This is a genomic window from Ralstonia chuxiongensis (genome assembly GCF_024158925.1).
Lineage (GTDB): Bacteria > Pseudomonadota > Gammaproteobacteria > Burkholderiales > Burkholderiaceae > Ralstonia > Ralstonia chuxiongensis.
Genome location: NZ_JAMYWC010000003.1, coordinates 406903 through 422859, shown reverse-complemented (window position 1 = coordinate 422859; position 15957 = coordinate 406903). Strand labels below are relative to the sequence as shown.

Sequence of the window (15957 nt, the reverse complement as noted above, 5' to 3'; positions counted from 1 at the left end):
CGTTGATTATTTGAGTTGGCCCAGCACGGCTTCCAGCGACGCCGGATCGAAGATCGCGTCACCGACGATCTCGCCATCGATACGCTTGACCAGACCGGCCAGCACCTTGCCAGGCCCACACTCGACCACGCGGGTAACGCCGTCGGCCTTCATCTTCTGGACCGTCTCAACCCAGCGCACCGGCGATGCTGCCTGGCGCACCAGCGCATCCTTGATGGCAGCCGGGTCGCTCACCACAGCCACGTCCACGTTATTGATGACAGGAATCACCGGGGCATTGACCGTCACGCTGGCGAGATACTCGCGCAGACGATCCGACGCCGGCTTGAGCAGCGACGAGTGGAACGGTGCCGACACCGGCAGCGGCAGCGCGCGCTTGGCACCCTTGGCCTTGGCGATTTCACAAGCCCTCTCGACAGCCGCCTTGGCACCGGCGATCACCACCTGGGCCGGTGCGTTGAAGTTCACGGCTTCGACCACACCCGCGACCGAAGCTTCGGCGCATGCTGCGCGCACGTCATCGTCCGACAGGCCGAGGATCGCAGCCATACCGCCCTCGCCCACCGGCACGGCTTCCTGCATCGCCTTGGCGCGGAAACGCACCAGCGGTACAGCGTCTTTGAACGCGATGGCACCCGCGGCGACCAGCGCCGAATACTCGCCGAGGCTATGGCCGGCCACGACGGTCGGCGTCGGGCCGCCGGCAGCCTGCCATGCGCGATAGACAGCAACAGCTGCTGTCAGCATGACAGGCTGCGTGTTGGTCGTCAGGTTCAGCTCTTCTGCCGGGCCTTCGGCGATCAGTTTGCCGATGTCCTGGCCCAGCGCGTCGGACGCCTCGGCCAGCGTGGCCGCCACGGCCGGATGATCGGCAAACGCATTGAGCATGCCGACCGATTGCGAACCCTGGCCGGGGAAGACGAAAGCGAATGTCATGGCTCGTATTGTTCGTTCTGGAAATTCGTCGATCAGAAGCGCAGCAGCGCGGCGCCCCAGGTAAAGCCGCCACCCACGCCTTCGAGCATCACGTGCTGACCACGCTGGATACGGCCATCGCGCACAGCAACGTCGAGCGCCAGGGGAATCGAGGCAGCCGACGTGTTGCCGTGCTCGTCGACGGTCACGATCAGGCGCTCGTTGGAGAGACCCAGCTTCTTGGTCGTGCCCTGCATGATGCGGATGTTCGCCTGGTGCGGAATCAACCAGTCGACTTGCGAGGCATCAAGCTCTGCTGCCGCCAGTGCTTCACGGGCAACCTTGTCGAGCACCGTGACGGCCAGCTTGAAGACAGCCTGGCCATCCATGTACAGGAAGGCGCTGCCCTGAATTGCACCTGCGGCAACGTTGCCCGGCACGCACAGGATGTTGGCGTGGCTGCCGTCAGCATGCAGCGCAGTCGACAGGATGCCCGGCTCATCGGAAGCCTGCAGCACCACGGCGCCAGCGCCATCGCCAAACAGCACGCAAGTGGTGCGATCGCTGAAATCGATGATGCGCGAGAAAACTTCCGAGCCAATCACGAGCACGTTGCGGTACGCACCCGAGCGGATAAATTTGTCGGCGATCGCCAGGGCGTAGACGAAACCGGAACACACGGCCTGCACGTCGAACGCAGGGCAGCCGTTGATGATGCCGAGCTTTTGCTGCACCAGGCAAGCTGTGCTCGGGAACACAAAATCCGGCGTGGACGTCGCCACCAGGATCAGGTCGAGTTCGGAACGATCGATGCCGGCGGCTTCGATCGCGCGCTCAGCCGCCTTTACTGCGAGGTCGCTGCACGTGACATCAGGCTCGGCGAAATGACGCGCCCGGATGCCGCTGCGCGAGACGATCCATTCGTCGCTCGTCTCAATACCCTTCTCGGCCAATTGGGCTGCCAGTTCGTCATTGGTGACCCGCTTGGGCGGCAGGTAGCTGCCCGTACCGATGATCCTTGCGAAACGTGTCATGTGCGGTGGGGTGAAATCTGACTCGGGAGCGACGCGTTCAAGCAGCGTCAGCAGCCGGAGTGGAAGTGGAGACCGGCGCAGCGCCCGCTGCGTCATGGTGCGATTCGAACGCCTGCGCAATGCGGGCGATCACGCCGTTAGCCGCAGCGTCGTAGGCACGCTTGATGGCCCACTCGAACGCGTAGGCATCGGCCGAGCCGTGGCTCTTGATGACCAGACCACGCAGACCGAGCAGCGCGGCGCCATTGTAGCGCCGATGATCCACGCGTCGTTTGAAACGCGTCAATACCGGCAGCGCCACGACGGCGAGCAGCTTCGTGAACCACGAGCGGCTGAACTCCTGGCGCAGCATCTCACCGATCATTTTGGCCAGGCCTTCGGTGCTCTTGAGCGCCACGTTTCCGACAAAGCCATCGCAGACAACAATGTCGGTCGTGCCCTTGAAGATGTCGTTGCCTTCAACGTTGCCGAAGAAGTTCAGGTCAGAGGCGCGCAGCAGCTCACCCGCCTGCTTGACGACCTCGTTGCCCTTGATGACCTCTTCGCCAATGTTCAGCAGGCCAACCGTCGGGCGAGGCTTCTGCTCAACGACCGACACCATCGCCGAGGCCATCTGCGCGAACTGCAGCAGGTGCTCGGGCTCGCAGTCGGCGTTGGCACCAAGGTCCAGCACGGTGGTACCAGCACCTTTCTCGTTCGGGATGGCGGTAGCGATTGCCGGACGATCAATGCCGTCAAGCGTCTTGAGAACGTAACGCGACACAGCCATCAACGCGCCGGTATTGCCCGCGGAAACGCACGCCTGAGCGGCGCCTTCCTTAAGCTGGTTGATGGCCACGCGCATCGAAGAATCTTTCTTCTTGCGCAGCGCCACCTCGACCGGATCGTCCATCGACACCACCTCGGAGGCGGGAACGATGTGGACGCGCGGGTTCGCGGTAGCGTGGAGTCGCTTGAGCTGCGCCGCGATGGCATCGGGCTGCCCGACGAGCAGCATTTCGACGTCTTCGTGCGCGGCGAGAAAATGAATCGCTGCAGGGATTGTCACGCCAACGCCGTGATCACCACCCATGCAGTCGATGGCAAGCTTGATGGTCATGCGAGTCTGAGTTGCGGTTTCACGTGCGGCTCCGGCCGTTGGCGCGCGTATGGTACACAAACCCGTACACGCATTGCCGAATTTCGCTCAACAAAAAAGCGGCAAATTGGCTTGCCGCTTTTTTGCTTGCATCATGAACCTGTGCGTTCAGACCAGCCCAACACGCTTGCCAGAAAACTGGCAAATCGCATCAGTCGTTCTTGGTCTTCACAACCTTGCGGCCACGATAGTAGCCGTTCGGGCTCACGTGGTGACGCAGGTGCACTTCGCCGGTGGTCGGCTCGACAGCGACCGGGGCCACCGTCAGGAAATCGTGCGAACGATGCATGCCGCGCTTGGACGGCGACTTCTTGTTTTGTTGAACAGCCATGACTGACTCCTAAGCAATTTGATCAATTTTATCACATCACACGGAGCCGGAGCGTAGCCATTCCGGTAGGCGTGTGAAACGTACTGCCATCAGCGCGCGCAAATATTCGCGCACGCCTAATGTTTGGTCTTCAGGTTGGCCAGCACCGCGAACGGCGATGGCTTCTTTTCAGCTTCAGCCTCTTCCGGCAACACCTCATCCGGGCAAGCTGCATGACGCGGCGATACCGGCAATGTCAGCAACAACTCATCTTCGATCTGCGTGATCAGATCAAAGCTGCGCGAGCCGACGATGACATCGGCCTCATCGTCATCCAGCGGAGCGGCATCGGCATCGGCTTCCGAGCGCATGACTTCAAGGCGCGTGTGCACCGGCAGAGGTTGCTCGTACGCTTTGAGGCAGCGCTGGCATTGCAGCCAAACCGCACCATCCACTTCCAGATCCACGAAGAGACGCTGGCGGGGCAACTGGCCGGCGGCAGCCTCCTCGCGCACCAGACCTTGCAACTGCCAACGGAACTGCGTGTTGGCGTCAACCGGGGCATCGGCGGCTTGCTCGGCAAGCAGGCGAGGCATATCGGTCAGATGGACCGCGCCACTTGCCGGCTCGCCTGCGCGAATGAACGCGAAAAGATCGAATGCACGAAAATCCACGAATCGAACCTGCTAAACGCGTTGCTGTTGGTGCGCGAACCGGATCGACCGCCCTGCAGCGCGCAACACCTTGCGCCTGGGCGCCCGGTTTGCGACACTGCGCGGCCAAACCGCGAAACGCGGGATTATAGCGGGCAGAAACCTCTGACGTCAAAAGGTTTTGCTCAAAATCCACTGCATCTTCAAGCACTTATGACTTCTGCATCGCGTCCGCCGCTAATTCTCGCCTCCAGCTCGCCATATCGGCGGGAATTGCTCGAACGCTTGCGCCTGCCGTTTGAGATCGTGGTCCCGAACATTGACGAGACCCCCGCCCCGAACGAGTCGGCCGACCAGACCGCTCTGCGCCTGGCTCGGCAAAAGGCGGAGAAGGTCGCAGCAGGCCATCCCGGCGCGCTGGTCATCGGCTCCGATCAGGTCGCCACGCTAGACGGCGAGCAGGTCGGCAAACCCGGCGACCATGCCCGCGCACTGGCGCAACTGCACTGGATGCGTGGACGCACCGTCACATTCCATTCAGCGTTGTGCCTGTACGACGGCCGGACCGGGCAACACCAGAGCGAGGACATTCGCACGCTGGCGACCTTCCGCGATCTTTCCGACGAGGAATTGGACGCCTACTTGCATCTGGAACACCCGTACGACGTTGCGGGAAGCGCCAAATCCGAAGGTCTGGGCATCGCCCTGCTTGAACGCGTGGAGTCGTCCGACCCGACCGCGCTGGTTGGCCTGCCGCTGATCGCCCTGACCAGCATGCTGCGCAACGTTCACTACCCACTCTTCGCCTGAACCATGGCCGGTACGCTTTACCTCATTCCAAATACGCTGGGCTCGCGCGATGCGGCTGACCCGCTGCCTGACGTGATTCCGGCCGGCGTGCAGCAGATCACCGCGCGACTCGATTATTTCGTCGCCGAGCATGCCAAGACCGCACGCGCGCTGCTGAAGAAGTTGGCGGAGACCACGCCGCTGGCGCGCCCACTGCAGGAAATCACAATCCGCGAACTGAACGTCAAAACGCCCGAATCGGAACTGGAAGCACTGCTGGCGCCGGTGGTTGCCGGCCAAGACGCGGGGCTGATGTCGGAAGCCGGGGTGCCGGCGGTGGCCGATCCCGGCGCGAATCTTGTGCGTCTCGCGCACCGACGCGGCGTGCGCGTAAAGCCACTGGTGGGGCCGAGTTCGATTCTGCTGGCGGTGATGGCGTCTGGCTTGAACGGCCAGAGCTTTGCGTTCAACGGCTATCTGCCCGTCGACGCCGCGGAGCGCAAGACCAAGCTGCGCGCGCTGGAGCAGCTTTCACGCTCAGCGGGCCAAACGCAGGTGTTCATCGAAACGCCGTACAGGAATGGCGCATTGCTTGAGGCCATTCAGGCTGGCTGCGCGCCAAGTACGCTGCTCTCGATTGCAGTGGACCTGACGCTCCCGGACGAGCAGGTCGTCACACTGCCGGTGAGCGATTGGCGCGCCGACCGCATGAACCTGCACAAGCGGCCGGCAATCTTCTCGCTGCTGGCGCGATAGCACGCCTCTTCCCTCTCCTACTCCTTCATCAGCAGCTTGAGCTGGCCCGTAGCGGCCAGCGCCTTCACAGCGCCCGCGCCCATCGCCGTGCCGAGCTTGCGTGCCACGCGCGAGGCGAAGTTTTCCTTGACGGTGTAGTCGACCACGTCCGGAGCCTTGATGACGCTGCGAGCGACGAAATCCGAGCTGCCGATCGCGTCGGCCAGACCAAGATCCACGGCCTTGGCGCCCGTCCAAAACAGGCCCGTGAACAGCGTCGGATCGTCCTTCAGACGGTTGCCGCGCCCCTGCTTCACCACATCGATGAACTGCTGATGCACCTGATCGAGCATCTCCTGCGCATACTGTTTCTGCTGGGGCGACACGGGCGAGAACGGATCAAGCATCCCCTTGTTCGAACCGGCCGTGAGCAGGCGGCGCTCCACACCCACCTTGTCCATCAGACCAGTAAAGCCGAAGCCGTCCATCAGCACGCCGATCGAGCCGACAATGCTGGCCTTGTCGACGTAGATTTTGTCGGCAGCGGCTGCCACGTAATAACCGCCTGACGCGCACATTTCTTCGACCACGACGTACAGCGGAATCTTTTTGTACTTGGCGCGAAGACGGCGGATTTCATCGTTGATCATGCCCGCCTGCACCGGCGAGCCCCCGGGCGAATTGATCTTCAGGATGACACCGACGGTGTTGTCGTCTGCAAACGCAGCCTGCAACGATGCATTGATATTTTCGGCGCTGGCGTTTGTGTTGGCTGCAATTTCGCCATCGAGCGTGACAACTGCCGTGTGGCGGCCCGTGCTGACGGTTTCGCCTTCCAGACTGGCGAATGCGTAAATAAGCACCCCGATCAGACCTAGCGTCACGAAGCGGAAAAAGATGCGCCAGCGGCGCGCGGCCCGCTGTTCACGCACGGTTGCCATCAATGCCTTTTCGAGCACCTCTCGCTCCCAGCCGCCGGCCTGCGCAGATGCTGCTGACGCTGATGCCGATGCGGGCTTACCGGCAGCCGGGTTCCGCAATTCCGCTTCAAGCGGATGATCAGCGTGCTGCGTGACTTCCAGCGCTTCTGGTTTGCTAGCACCCTCGGTGGGGGCGTCGTCGGGCCCTTTCGGCGGAATCGAGTCGGTCATAGACAGGGAGGAAAACGGTCGGGAAGAAAAACTGCGCTACTAGGCAGCAGGTGTTGGTTCCGGCGCGGACACGGGCGCCCGGAATAGCGCATCCGGCTGCCACCAGACTGCGCCGTCGCGCTCAGCCACCTCAAGCTTGGACAAATGCGAGCCCCGGCAAGGTCCGCCGACGCACCGGCCCGTATCTGGCTCGTAAATGGCGCCATGCGTCGCGCACATTAGATACAGACCCGAGCTTTCAAAAAACTGGCCTTCCTGCCAGTCCATTTCCATCGGAACGTGCGCGCATTGGTTCAGATAACCGTGGACGCCGCCCGCGTAACGGACGACAAACGCGCTGACGAGCCGCCCGCGCACGTCCACCTGAAATCGGACGCCCAGGCCGCCATCTTCCAGCGCAGAACTCTCGCACACACGAATCTGCTCAGCCATCTCAGGCATGTTGCGTCAGCCAATTGTGTAAATCGGGAACCGACTTGGCGCTATACAGCGGAGTAAGCGAATCCAGCACATCGGCAGGATGCGCGCCGTATGTGACGGCTACGCCGGCGGCGCCCGCATTGGCCGCCATCTGCAGATCGTGCGTCGTGTCGCCAATCATCACCGTGCGCTCGACCTCCATGCCGAGATCGCGCGTCAATTCGAGCAGCATCGCGGGGTGCGGCTTGGAGAACGTCTCATCGGCGCACCGCGTGTTGTCGAACACGCCCGTCAGATTCGTCGCTTCCATCGCACGTTGCAGACCAACGCGGGATTTGCCCGTCGCCACAGCCAGCAGATAGTTCTCGCGGCGCAGAGCCTCCAGCATTTCTCGCACGCCGGGAAACAGCACAAGGTGCGCGTCGCGGCTGAGGTAATGGAAGCGATATCGATCAGCCAGCTTGCCGTAATCGGCAGGATCGAGCGTCGGGACAGCATATTCAAGGGCATCCCGCAGGCCCAGGCCGATCACATGGCTCGCCCGTGTATCGTCCGGGACCGGGAGGTCAAGATCCCGGCATGCAAGCTGGATCGATCGGGTGATAGCCGATGTCGAATCCATCAACGTGCCATCCCAATCGAAGACGATCAGATCAAAGCGCTGCTGCGGCATCGGAATCGGGGCCCTTGAAAGCGTTGAGGAAATCGGCACACTCGGCGGGCAACGGCGCATTGAACGTGACGATTTCACCGCTTTGCGGATGCGTCAGCTGCAGGCGATGCGCATGCAAGAACATCCGTGCCAGTCGCGGCGAAGCATTCGCACGGGATAGCGCCTTGTTCAGGGCAAAATCGCCATACTTGTCGTCGCCCAGGATAGGAAAACCGGCGTGCGCAAGATGCACACGAATCTGGTGCGTACGCCCGGTCTTCAGCTCGGCCTCCAGCAACGTGTAGGGGCCAAACACCCCCACCTTGTTGAAGATCGTGTGCGACGCCTGACCATCGGCCTGCACGCGCACGCGGCGCTCGCCTTCCGGCGTGGTGTACTTGTGAAGCGGCGACTTGATGTGTTGACGCTTGTGTGGCCAGACGCCCTTCACAGCCGCAAAGTACCGCTTGTCCAACTGACCTTCACGGATCTGCTCATGCAGCGCTACCAGCGCAGAGCGCTTTTTGGCGAGCAGCAGCACACCCGACGTTTCGCGGTCGAGCCGGTGCACCAACTCTAGAAACTTCGCGTCCGGGCGCGATTGGCGCAATTGCTCGATCACCCCAAACGCCACCCCGGAGCCGCCGTGAACGGCCACCCCGGCAGGCTTATCGATCACCAACAAGTGCGTGTCTTCGTGCAGGATCGTGAATTCTGCCGCAGGAACCGCGCGCGGCGCTTCTGCCTGCTGGGCGATACGAAGGGGCGGGATACGGACCAGATCACCGAGTTTCAGGCGATATTCCGCGTCAATACGGCCCTTGTTAACGCGCACCTCGCCGGATCGCAAGATGCGGTAGATATGGCTCTTGGGCACGCCCTTGGCCACGCGCATCAAGAAATTGTCGATGCGCTGCCCTTCGGCGTCCTCGCCGATTTCAACATAGGCGACCGACTTGCCGTCGAGTGCATCGCCGAGTGTGCCACGTCCGGCCTGTTGAATGCGGCCATCAAATGGATGGCGTAACTCATTCATTTTCAATATAATTTTCTCGCTGGACAGTCGTTAAGGCGCCAGCAACAGCCGGTCGGAACGAAACAACAGGTATTGTACACAGCCACCGTTTCGATCCGGAACGCGCCGATCTCTCGCCCACTTGTGTTACAAAGCTAATCACGTGGCCGACTAATCGGCACGAAAGCAGCACGCACCGCTGTCCCATCGCGCAGGACGTGAACCAAAGATCACGTCGGCAAGGTCGGCCAGCGTAGAACGAGCAGCTGGTAGAACAGAATTCAAAGGCGGGCGCCACATGGTCATCCATACGGCGCCCGCTTGGTGAAAGAAGCCCTTGCCGCACCAGACTGGTGCCGGCCGGCTGAACATCCGGTTACCGCGTTGCCATGGCGGTCCGGCGGCAAAACTCCAAAAAGCAGCACGCCGCCCGATTTGCCCCGCCGCGGGTTTCGTCCGGACAGGCCGTCCGTCAATTCGCTCTTTGTGGTCGCTTCACGCGACTCGCCGCCGCCGGCCCGCCTGCAAATGCATCGGACCCGTGGCACGAGTGACAGGACGCGCAACTGGACGCCAACCGCGTCCGCGGACTCCGCCCTGCCATCCGTGACGCCCTCATTTCTTTCACTCGTGCCCCGTCGCGCCTTTTTTGTTGGCCGACACCTCGGCAATTCGTTGACCACCCGCTCCGCCTTTGCGTGCTCCATGAAGCGCCGTGCTTGCACGGCATTGGAGTGAGGTTGCAATGAAACGCATGTTGTTCAATGCGACGCAGCAAGAAGAATTGCGCGTCGCCATTGTCGATGGTCAGAAACTGATCGACATCGACATCGAAACCGCCGGGCGCGAACAGCGCAAAGGCAATATCTACAAGGGTGTCATCACCCGCATCGAACCGTCGCTGGAAGCGTGCTTCGTCAACTACGGCGAAGAGCGGCACGGTTTTCTCCCCTTCAAGGAAGTCGCCCGCGCCTATTTCAAGGACGGTGTGGACGTGCGCGGCGCGCGCATCCAGGACGCCCTGTCTGAAGGCCAGGAGCTGATCGTCCAGGTTGAAAAGGAAGAGCGCGGCAACAAGGGGGCAGCCCTGACCACGTTCATTTCGCTGGCCGGCCGCTATCTGGTGCTGATGCCGAACAACCCGCGGGGCGGTGGCGTGTCGCGCCGCATCGAGGGAGAAGACCGCCAGGAACTGCGCGAGACGATGGCGCAGCTGGAAGTGCCGGACGGCATGAGCATCATCGCGCGTACCGCCGGCATCGGCCGATCGGCCGAAGAGCTGCAGTGGGACCTGAACTACCTGATGCAACTGTGGAAGGCCGTTGATGGTGCCGCCGTCGACAACAAGGCCCCGCTGCTGATCTATCTCGAATCCAGCCTGGTGATCCGCGCGATTCGCGATTACTTCCAGCCGGATATTGGCGAAATCCTGATCGATACGGACGATATCTACGATCAGGCCCGCGCTTTCATGAGCGTGGTGATGCCCGACAACATGAATCGGGTGAAGAAGTACCGCGACGACGTTCCCCTGTTCTCGCGCTTCCAGATCGAACACCAGATTGAATCGGCGTACTCGCGCATGGTCATGCTGCCCTCGGGCGGCGCCATCGTGATCGACCACACCGAGGCGCTGGTCGCCATTGACGTGAACTCGGCACGCGCCACCAAAGGCGCCGATATCGAAGAAACCGCCGCGCGCACCAACCTTGAGGCTGCCGACGAAATCGCTCGCCAGCTCCGCCTGCGCGACCTCGGTGGCCTGATCGTGATCGACTTCATCGACATGGAGTCGAGCAAGGCCCAGAAGGACGTCGAAACCCGCCTGAAAGACGCGCTGCGCCACGACCGCGCCCGCGTGCAGATGGGCAAGATCAGCCGCTTCGGCCTGATGGAGCTGTCGCGTCAGCGCCTGCGTCCGTCGCTGTCGGAAGGCTCGCACGTCACTTGCCCGCGCTGTAACGGCACGGGCCACATTCGCGATACCGAATCCTCTGCCCTGCAGGTGCTGCGCATCATCCAGGAAGAGGCGATGAAGGAAAACACCGCCGCGATCCACTGTCAGGTGCCGGTGGAGGTGGCTGCGTTCCTGCTCAACGAGAAGCGCCCGGATATCAACCTGATCGAGACGCGCTTCAAGGTCAACGTGCTGCTGATCCCGAACAAGCATCTGGAGACGCCGCACTACAAGCTGGAACGTCTGCGCCACGACGATCCGCGCCTGGACGACGACAAGGCCAGCTACAAGATGGCCGAAGAGGCCGCCAAGGAACTGGAAGCCGACACCGCCTACAGCACCCGCAAGGAAGCTGCCAAGCCGCGCCAGGAAGCTGCTGTCAAGGGCATCACGCCGGACCAACCGGCACCCGTGTCGGTCCCGCGCGCTGAGCGTCCGGCTCGTACTGAAGCCGCTCCGGCACCGCAGGCGCCGGCTCCGGTGCCCGCCCAGGGTGGTTTCGTTTCGTGGCTGAAATCGCTGTTCGGCGCCAAGCCGGCCGAGCCGGTGGTGGCTGCGCCCCTCGAAACCCCGAAGCAACGTGCTGAAGAAGGCAACCGCCAAGGCCGTGGCAATCGTCAGGACCGCGGTGGCCGTAGCCAGCGCGGCGAACGTGGCGAGCGCCAAGGTCAAGGCCAAAATGGCCGTGATGGCAACCGCCAGGGCCGTGAGCGCAACGAAGTCCGCGAAGGTCAGCAACAAGGCCAGCGCGAAGGTCAACGTGACGGTCAGCGCGGCAACCGCGATCGCAACCGCCAACCGGCCCAGGTCGAAGGCGCTGTTCGCGAGACGGCTGAAGCTCGTCAGCCGCAGCAAGGCCAGGAAGTGCGCGGCGAGGGTCAGAACCCGGGCCAAGGCCGCCGCGAGCGCAATCAAGAACGCCGCGAACGCCAGCCGCGTGAAGCCCGCGAGGGTCGTGAACCACGCGAGCCGCGTGAAAGCCGCGAGCCGCGCGAAAGCCGCAGCGAGCGCGACCAACAAGCCAAGGAAGCCGCAGCCGTGGCCACCGAAGCGCTGATCGACCAGACCGCCGCATCGCAAGTGCCGCAACCGCTGTTCGACGCCGCTGCTCCGGCAGAAGGCGTCGTGGACGAAGGCGTGACGCCTGGCGCAGAAGGCAACGGTGAAGGTGAAGAGCGCCGCCGCCGTGGCCGTCGTGGCCGCAACCGCTATCGCCGTGACCGCGAAGGCGCGGAAGGCGTCCGTGCGGAAGGTGAAAGCGATAACGAAGGCGCTGAGAACGCGGACGAAGCCGTCGCCGAAATGCATGCCGAGCCGGTGCTGCCCCCGACCGTGACCGAGCCTGTGCAAACGACGTCGTTCGCACCTGTTGAGAACCCGGCTCCGGTGGTACACGAACCGGTGCATGCTCCGGAAGCCGTCGCACCTGTGTCGGCCCTGCCGCAAGTGCAGCCCACGGAACCCGCCCTTGCAACCGCTACCGCAGCACCCGCCGCGGAAGTGCAAGCGCCTCAAGAGGCCATCGTGACGGCCTTTGCGGAAGTCCCGGCTCCGGTCAGCACGATCGCCAAGGCTTCACCGTTGCCGATCGAGACGCTGCAAAGCGTGCTGGACAACGCTGGCATGACATGGGTCCACACTGACGATCAGAAGCTGCGTGCCTCGCAGGAAGAAGCTGCGCGCACCGTTACGGCACCGCGTGTGCCGCGCGAGCGCAAGCCGCTGCCGCCGGTCCAGCACGGCCCGATGGTTTTGGTCGAAACCAACCGCCCGGCGGGTGGTGCAGACCAGCAGTAAGCAGCACACCGGCGGGTAACCGCCGGGGCAAACACTTGAGGGCGGCTTCGGCCGCCCTTTTTCCTGTGCGCGATATATCGAGTATGAAACCCCACCGCCCGCGCGGAACGGGGGCTGCGCTACACTCGAAGTTGTATCGGATGCAACAGTCCCGCTTCGTGGATTGACGCACCGCACCACACCATGACCGAAACCGTCATCCCTCTCTACGATCTGCGTGATGGCCAGCACCATCGCGCCACGGTGCCTAATGTCCCCAATGTGCTCGTCCCAGCAGAGGGCAGGCTGACGGACACGCGCGGCCGCCGGCTGCACGATCTGCGCATCTCGGTGACGGACCGCTGCAACTTCCGCTGCGTCTACTGCATGCCGAAGGACGTCTTCGACAAGGATTACCGCTTCCTGCGGCATTCCGAGTTGCTGTCGTTCGAAGAGATCGAACGCATGGCGCGGTTGTTTATCGAGCACGGCGTCGAGAAGATCCGCCTGACCGGCGGCGAGCCGCTGCTGCGCAAGGACATCGAGCGCCTGGTCGAAATGCTGGCGCGCCTGACCACAGCCGAAGGCAAGCCGCTGGACCTGACGCTCACCACAAACGGCGCCCTGCTCGCACGCAAGGCGCAGTCGCTCAAGGACGCGGGCCTCAGCCGCGTGACCGTCAGCCTTGACGGCATCGACGATGCGACTTTCCGCCGCATGAACGACGTCGACTTTGCGGTGGGCGAAGTGCTGCATGGCATTGAAGTGGCGCACAAGGTCGGACTGGCACCAATCAAGGTCAACATGGTCGTTAAAAAAGGCGACAACGATGACCAAATCGTGCCGATGGCGCGTCACTTCCGTGGCAGCGGCATCATCGTCCGCTTTATCGAATACATGGACGTGGGCACGACCAACCACTGGGAAATGCGCTCTGTCGTGCCCTCGGCGGAGGTCGTCAAGCGGCTCTCGGCGGAGTTTGCGATTGAGCCCGTGTCGGCCAACTACAGCGGCGAGACCGCCGAGCGCTGGCGCTACGTCGATGGCACAGGCGAAATCGGCGTGATTTCCAGCGTGACGCAGGCGTTTTGCCACGAGTGCACGCGCGCCCGGCTGTCGACCGAAGGCAAGCTATATCTCTGCCTGTTCGCCACAGAAGGTTTCGACCTGCGCGCGCTATTGCGCAGCGGCGCGACCGATCTCGAACTCTCCAACGCGATCCGCACGGTCTGGCAAGGCCGCGCCGACCACTACTCCGAATTGCGTGCCAGCGGCGAGGCCCATCCGGCCGGCCGGCGCATCGAAATGTCCTACATCGGCGGCTGAACCCGCCAGCATCCAACGACATGATTCCAACATCCGACATCACCGGCCTGATCCTGGCCGGCGGCCGGGGCAGCCGCATGGGCGGCGTTGACAAGGGCCTGCAGCCGTTTCGCGGCGCGCCGATGGCGATGCACACCCTGATGCGCCTGTCGCCGCAGGTCGGCCATATTCTGATCAACGCCAACCGCAACCTCGCCGCGTACGAATCGTTTGGCGTGCCGGTGGTGGCGGATTCGGTGCCAGACTTTGCCGGCCCCTTGGCAGGCATCCTGGCCGGGCTCGAGCAATGCCAGACGCGCTACCTGCTGACCGCGCCTTGCGATTCGCCCTTCGTGCCGACCGACCTCGCGGCCAAGCTCTCGCAGGCAATGGACGAGGCCAACGCGCGCATCGCCATGCCGGTGACGATGGAGCCAGATGCGCAAGGTCAACTGCGTCGGCAAGTGCAGCCGGTACTCTGTCTGATCGATGCGCTGCTGGCCGACGACCTGATCGCCTATCTACAAGGTGGTGGTCGCAAGATCGAAACCTGGACCGCGCGCCACGCGACGGTGGACGTGTTGTTTGACGACGGCACCGCCTTCGCCAACATCAACACGCTGGAAGAGCTGCACCATCTGGCCGAGCGCCGCTAGAGCGCCAACGCCATCCGATCCCTCATCGACGCCATGACCACCCTCGCCTCTGTCGTTTCGTGCCTGTCCGATTACGATCCGAACGCCCTGCCCGTCGCGCAAGCGCAAGCCATCATGCGCGACTTCGTGCAGCCCGTGAGCGGCGTGGCCCGCGTGCCCATCCGCAGCGCGCTTGATCGCGTGCTGGCCGAAGACGTGCTGTCGTCCATCGATGTGCCTTCGCACGACAACTCGGCAATGGACGGCTTTGCCTTTGCCAGCGCGGAACTTGCAGGTGATGCAGGCGAAGTCTCCTTGCGCGTGATCGGTACGGCGTACGCGGGTGTCGCCTTTGATGGTGCGCCCAACGCAGGCGAAGCCGTGCGCGTGATGACCGGTGCCGTCATGCCGGCGGGCTGCGATACGGTCATCCCACAGGAATTCACGCAAGGCGATGCGGACACCGTTCGCTTTGCCCGCGATGCCGTACGCGCCGGCGACAACCGTCGTCTGCGTGGTGAAGACCTCGCGCGCGGCAGCGCCGCGCTGTCCGCCGGCCGTACGCTGCGCCCCGCCGATATCGGCCTGCTCGCCTCACTCGGCATCGCCGAAGTGTCTGTGCGCCGCAAGCTGCGCGTGGCGTTCTTCTCCACCGGCGACGAGCTGCGCTCCATTGGTGAACCGCTCGACGCCGGCTGCGTGTACGACTCCAACCGCTACACGCTGCACGGCATGCTCTCGCGCCTGGGCGTGGAGCTGCTCGACATGGGCGTCGTGCGCGATGACCCGGCAGCGCTCGAAGCCGCCTTCCGCACCGCCGCCGAAAATGCCGATGCGATCATCACGTCGGGCGGTGTCTCCGTCGGCGAAGCAGACTTCACCAAACAGATGATGGCAAAGCTTGGCGACGTGACGTTCTGGAAGATCGCCATGCGCCCGGGCCGGCCGATGGCGTTCGGGCGCATCGCGTCAAATGGCCGCAGCGCGTTCCTTTTTGGCTTGCCGGGCAACCCGGTGGCAGTGATGGTGACGTTCTATCACTTCGTACGCGGCGCGCTGCTGCGCATGATGGGCGCCAACGATGCGGGCGCACCGTTGGTGCCGGCCGTGAGCGCCGCCCCGATCCGCAAGCGCCCGGGGCGCACGGAATACCAGCGCGCAATCGCTACCCTGAATGATCGCGGCCAGCTTGAAGTCCGCCTGACCGGCCAGCAAGGTTCGGGCGTCCTGCGTTCCATGAGTGAAGCAAATTGTTTCGTCGTGCTCGCCCACGAACAAGGCCAGGTCTACGCCGGCGACGCCGTGCAGGTTCTGCTGTTCGACGGTCTCGTCTGAGCGGCGTGGCGACGGCGGCTCTTGTGCCGTCTGCAACACCGCATGCTGTCGGTTTTTTGCGTCACCTGCGGGCTGCGGGTATCGGCGCATCGGTCGATTCGCTACACTCTGCGCCAGTTTGATTGTTTCGGATTTGA

At 63.2% G+C, this 15957-nt stretch carries 15 protein-coding genes; 6 read left to right on the top strand and 9 right to left on the bottom strand.

Annotation, left to right across the window (positions count from 1 at the left end; translation table 11 throughout):
• Window positions 1-6: 6 nt before the first annotated feature.
• From fabD to NKG59_RS11135, 5 genes are all read right to left on the bottom strand, one after another.
• Window positions 7-936, bottom strand: a complete 930-nt coding sequence (gene fabD, locus NKG59_RS11155) for an ACP S-malonyltransferase (RefSeq protein ID WP_253536744.1) — start codon at window positions 934-936, stop codon at window positions 7-9.
• A gap of 32 nt (window positions 937-968) precedes the next feature.
• Window positions 969-1949, bottom strand: a complete 981-nt coding sequence (locus NKG59_RS11150) for a beta-ketoacyl-ACP synthase III (protein WP_045204396.1) — start codon at window positions 1947-1949, stop codon at window positions 969-971.
• 37 nt (window positions 1950-1986) lie between these two features.
• The gene (plsX, locus tag NKG59_RS11145) at window positions 1987-3048 is read right to left on the bottom strand and encodes a phosphate acyltransferase PlsX (RefSeq protein WP_045204397.1); all 1062 of its coding nucleotides are present in this window, start codon (window positions 3046-3048) and stop codon (window positions 1987-1989) included.
• A 190-nt stretch (window positions 3049-3238) separates the two neighbouring features.
• A complete protein-coding gene (rpmF, locus tag NKG59_RS11140; protein WP_024976110.1) occupies window positions 3239-3418 on the bottom strand; it encodes a 50S ribosomal protein L32 in 180 nt (59 codons plus the stop codon).
• A 116-nt stretch (window positions 3419-3534) separates the two neighbouring features.
• On the bottom strand, window positions 3535-4071 hold the full coding sequence (locus tag NKG59_RS11135; RefSeq protein ID WP_253536742.1) for a YceD family protein: 537 nt from the start codon (window positions 4069-4071) through the stop codon (window positions 3535-3537).
• Between the two features lie 192 nt (window positions 4072-4263).
• On the opposite strand from NKG59_RS11135, the gene NKG59_RS11130 reads away from it, so the two are divergent.
• Window positions 4264-4860 carry a Maf-like protein gene (locus NKG59_RS11130; RefSeq protein ID WP_253536740.1) on the top strand — a complete coding sequence of 199 codons (597 nt, stop codon included), beginning with the start codon at window positions 4264-4266 and terminating at the stop codon, window positions 4858-4860.
• Window positions 4861-4863: 3 nt separating this feature from the next.
• On the top strand, window positions 4864-5595 hold the full coding sequence (locus tag NKG59_RS11125) for an SAM-dependent methyltransferase (RefSeq protein ID WP_253536739.1): 732 nt from the start codon (window positions 4864-4866) through the stop codon (window positions 5593-5595).
• Window positions 5596-5612: 17 nt separating this feature from the next.
• On the opposite strand, the gene NKG59_RS11120 is transcribed toward NKG59_RS11125, so the two are convergent.
• From NKG59_RS11120 to NKG59_RS11105, 4 genes are read right to left on the bottom strand one after another with little or no spacing between them, the layout of a single operon-like run.
• Window positions 5613-6725, bottom strand: coding sequence for a S49 family peptidase (locus NKG59_RS11120; protein WP_253536738.1), 1113 nt, complete (start codon window positions 6723-6725; stop codon window positions 5613-5615).
• Between the two features lie 39 nt (window positions 6726-6764).
• On the bottom strand, window positions 6765-7166 hold the full coding sequence (locus tag NKG59_RS11115) for a Rieske (2Fe-2S) protein (protein WP_045204402.1): 402 nt from the start codon (window positions 7164-7166) through the stop codon (window positions 6765-6767).
• Window positions 7159-7818, bottom strand: a complete 660-nt coding sequence (locus NKG59_RS11110) for an HAD-IA family hydrolase (protein WP_045204403.1) — start codon at window positions 7816-7818, stop codon at window positions 7159-7161. The genes NKG59_RS11115 and NKG59_RS11110 overlap by 8 nt, the downstream gene beginning before the upstream one ends.
• Complete coding sequence (locus NKG59_RS11105) at window positions 7799-8833, bottom strand: RluA family pseudouridine synthase (RefSeq protein WP_253536737.1); 1035 nt, start codon at window positions 8831-8833, stop codon at window positions 7799-7801. The genes NKG59_RS11110 and NKG59_RS11105 overlap by 20 nt, the downstream gene beginning before the upstream one ends.
• A 724-nt stretch (window positions 8834-9557) precedes the next feature.
• On the opposite strand from NKG59_RS11105, the gene NKG59_RS11100 reads away from it, so the two are divergent.
• The 4 genes from NKG59_RS11100 to moeA all read left to right on the top strand — a co-directional run bounded on the left by NKG59_RS11100 (window position 9558) and on the right by moeA (window position 15820).
• Complete coding sequence (locus NKG59_RS11100) at window positions 9558-12566, top strand: Rne/Rng family ribonuclease (protein WP_253536736.1); 3009 nt, start codon at window positions 9558-9560, stop codon at window positions 12564-12566.
• A 183-nt stretch (window positions 12567-12749) separates the two neighbouring features.
• Complete coding sequence (gene moaA, locus NKG59_RS11095) at window positions 12750-13871, top strand: GTP 3',8-cyclase MoaA (RefSeq protein ID WP_253536735.1); 1122 nt, start codon at window positions 12750-12752, stop codon at window positions 13869-13871.
• A 20-nt stretch (window positions 13872-13891) separates the two neighbouring features.
• Window positions 13892-14506 (top strand): molybdenum cofactor guanylyltransferase MobA, encoded by a 615-nt coding sequence (gene mobA / locus NKG59_RS11090; protein WP_253536734.1) that lies wholly within the window; start codon window positions 13892-13894, stop codon window positions 14504-14506.
• Between the two features lie 33 nt (window positions 14507-14539).
• Window positions 14540-15820, top strand: a complete 1281-nt coding sequence (gene moeA / locus NKG59_RS11085; RefSeq protein WP_253536733.1) for a molybdopterin molybdotransferase MoeA — start codon at window positions 14540-14542, stop codon at window positions 15818-15820.
• Window positions 15821-15957: the final 137 nt, after the last annotated feature.

Coding starts and splice junctions, on each gene's coding strand:
- rpmF (WP_024976110.1), bottom strand. CDS start 3,418: ATGGCTGTTCAACAAAACAAGAAGTCGCCGTCCAAGCGCGGCATGCAT.
- NKG59_RS11120 (WP_253536738.1), bottom strand. CDS start 6,725: ATGACCGACTCGATTCCGCCGAAAGGGCCCGACGACGCCCCCACCGAG.
- NKG59_RS11115 (WP_045204402.1), bottom strand. CDS start 7,166: ATGCCTGAGATGGCTGAGCAGATTCGTGTGTGCGAGAGTTCTGCGCTG.
- mobA (WP_253536734.1), top strand. CDS start 13,892: ATGATTCCAACATCCGACATCACCGGCCTGATCCTGGCCGGCGGCCGG.
- moeA (WP_253536733.1), top strand. CDS start 14,540: ATGACCACCCTCGCCTCTGTCGTTTCGTGCCTGTCCGATTACGATCCG.
- NKG59_RS11130 (WP_253536740.1), top strand. CDS start 4,264: ATGACTTCTGCATCGCGTCCGCCGCTAATTCTCGCCTCCAGCTCGCCA.
- NKG59_RS11125 (WP_253536739.1), top strand. CDS start 4,864: ATGGCCGGTACGCTTTACCTCATTCCAAATACGCTGGGCTCGCGCGAT.
- NKG59_RS11150 (WP_045204396.1), bottom strand. CDS start 1,949: ATGACACGTTTCGCAAGGATCATCGGTACGGGCAGCTACCTGCCGCCC.
- fabD (WP_253536744.1), bottom strand. CDS start 936: ATGACATTCGCTTTCGTCTTCCCCGGCCAGGGTTCGCAATCGGTCGGC.
- plsX (WP_045204397.1), bottom strand. CDS start 3,048: ATGACCATCAAGCTTGCCATCGACTGCATGGGTGGTGATCACGGCGTT.
- NKG59_RS11105 (WP_253536737.1), bottom strand. CDS start 8,833: ATGAATGAGTTACGCCATCCATTTGATGGCCGCATTCAACAGGCCGGA.
- NKG59_RS11110 (WP_045204403.1), bottom strand. CDS start 7,818: ATGCCGCAGCAGCGCTTTGATCTGATCGTCTTCGATTGGGATGGCACG.
- moaA (WP_253536735.1), top strand. CDS start 12,750: ATGACCGAAACCGTCATCCCTCTCTACGATCTGCGTGATGGCCAGCAC.
- NKG59_RS11100 (WP_253536736.1), top strand. CDS start 9,558: ATGAAACGCATGTTGTTCAATGCGACGCAGCAAGAAGAATTGCGCGTC.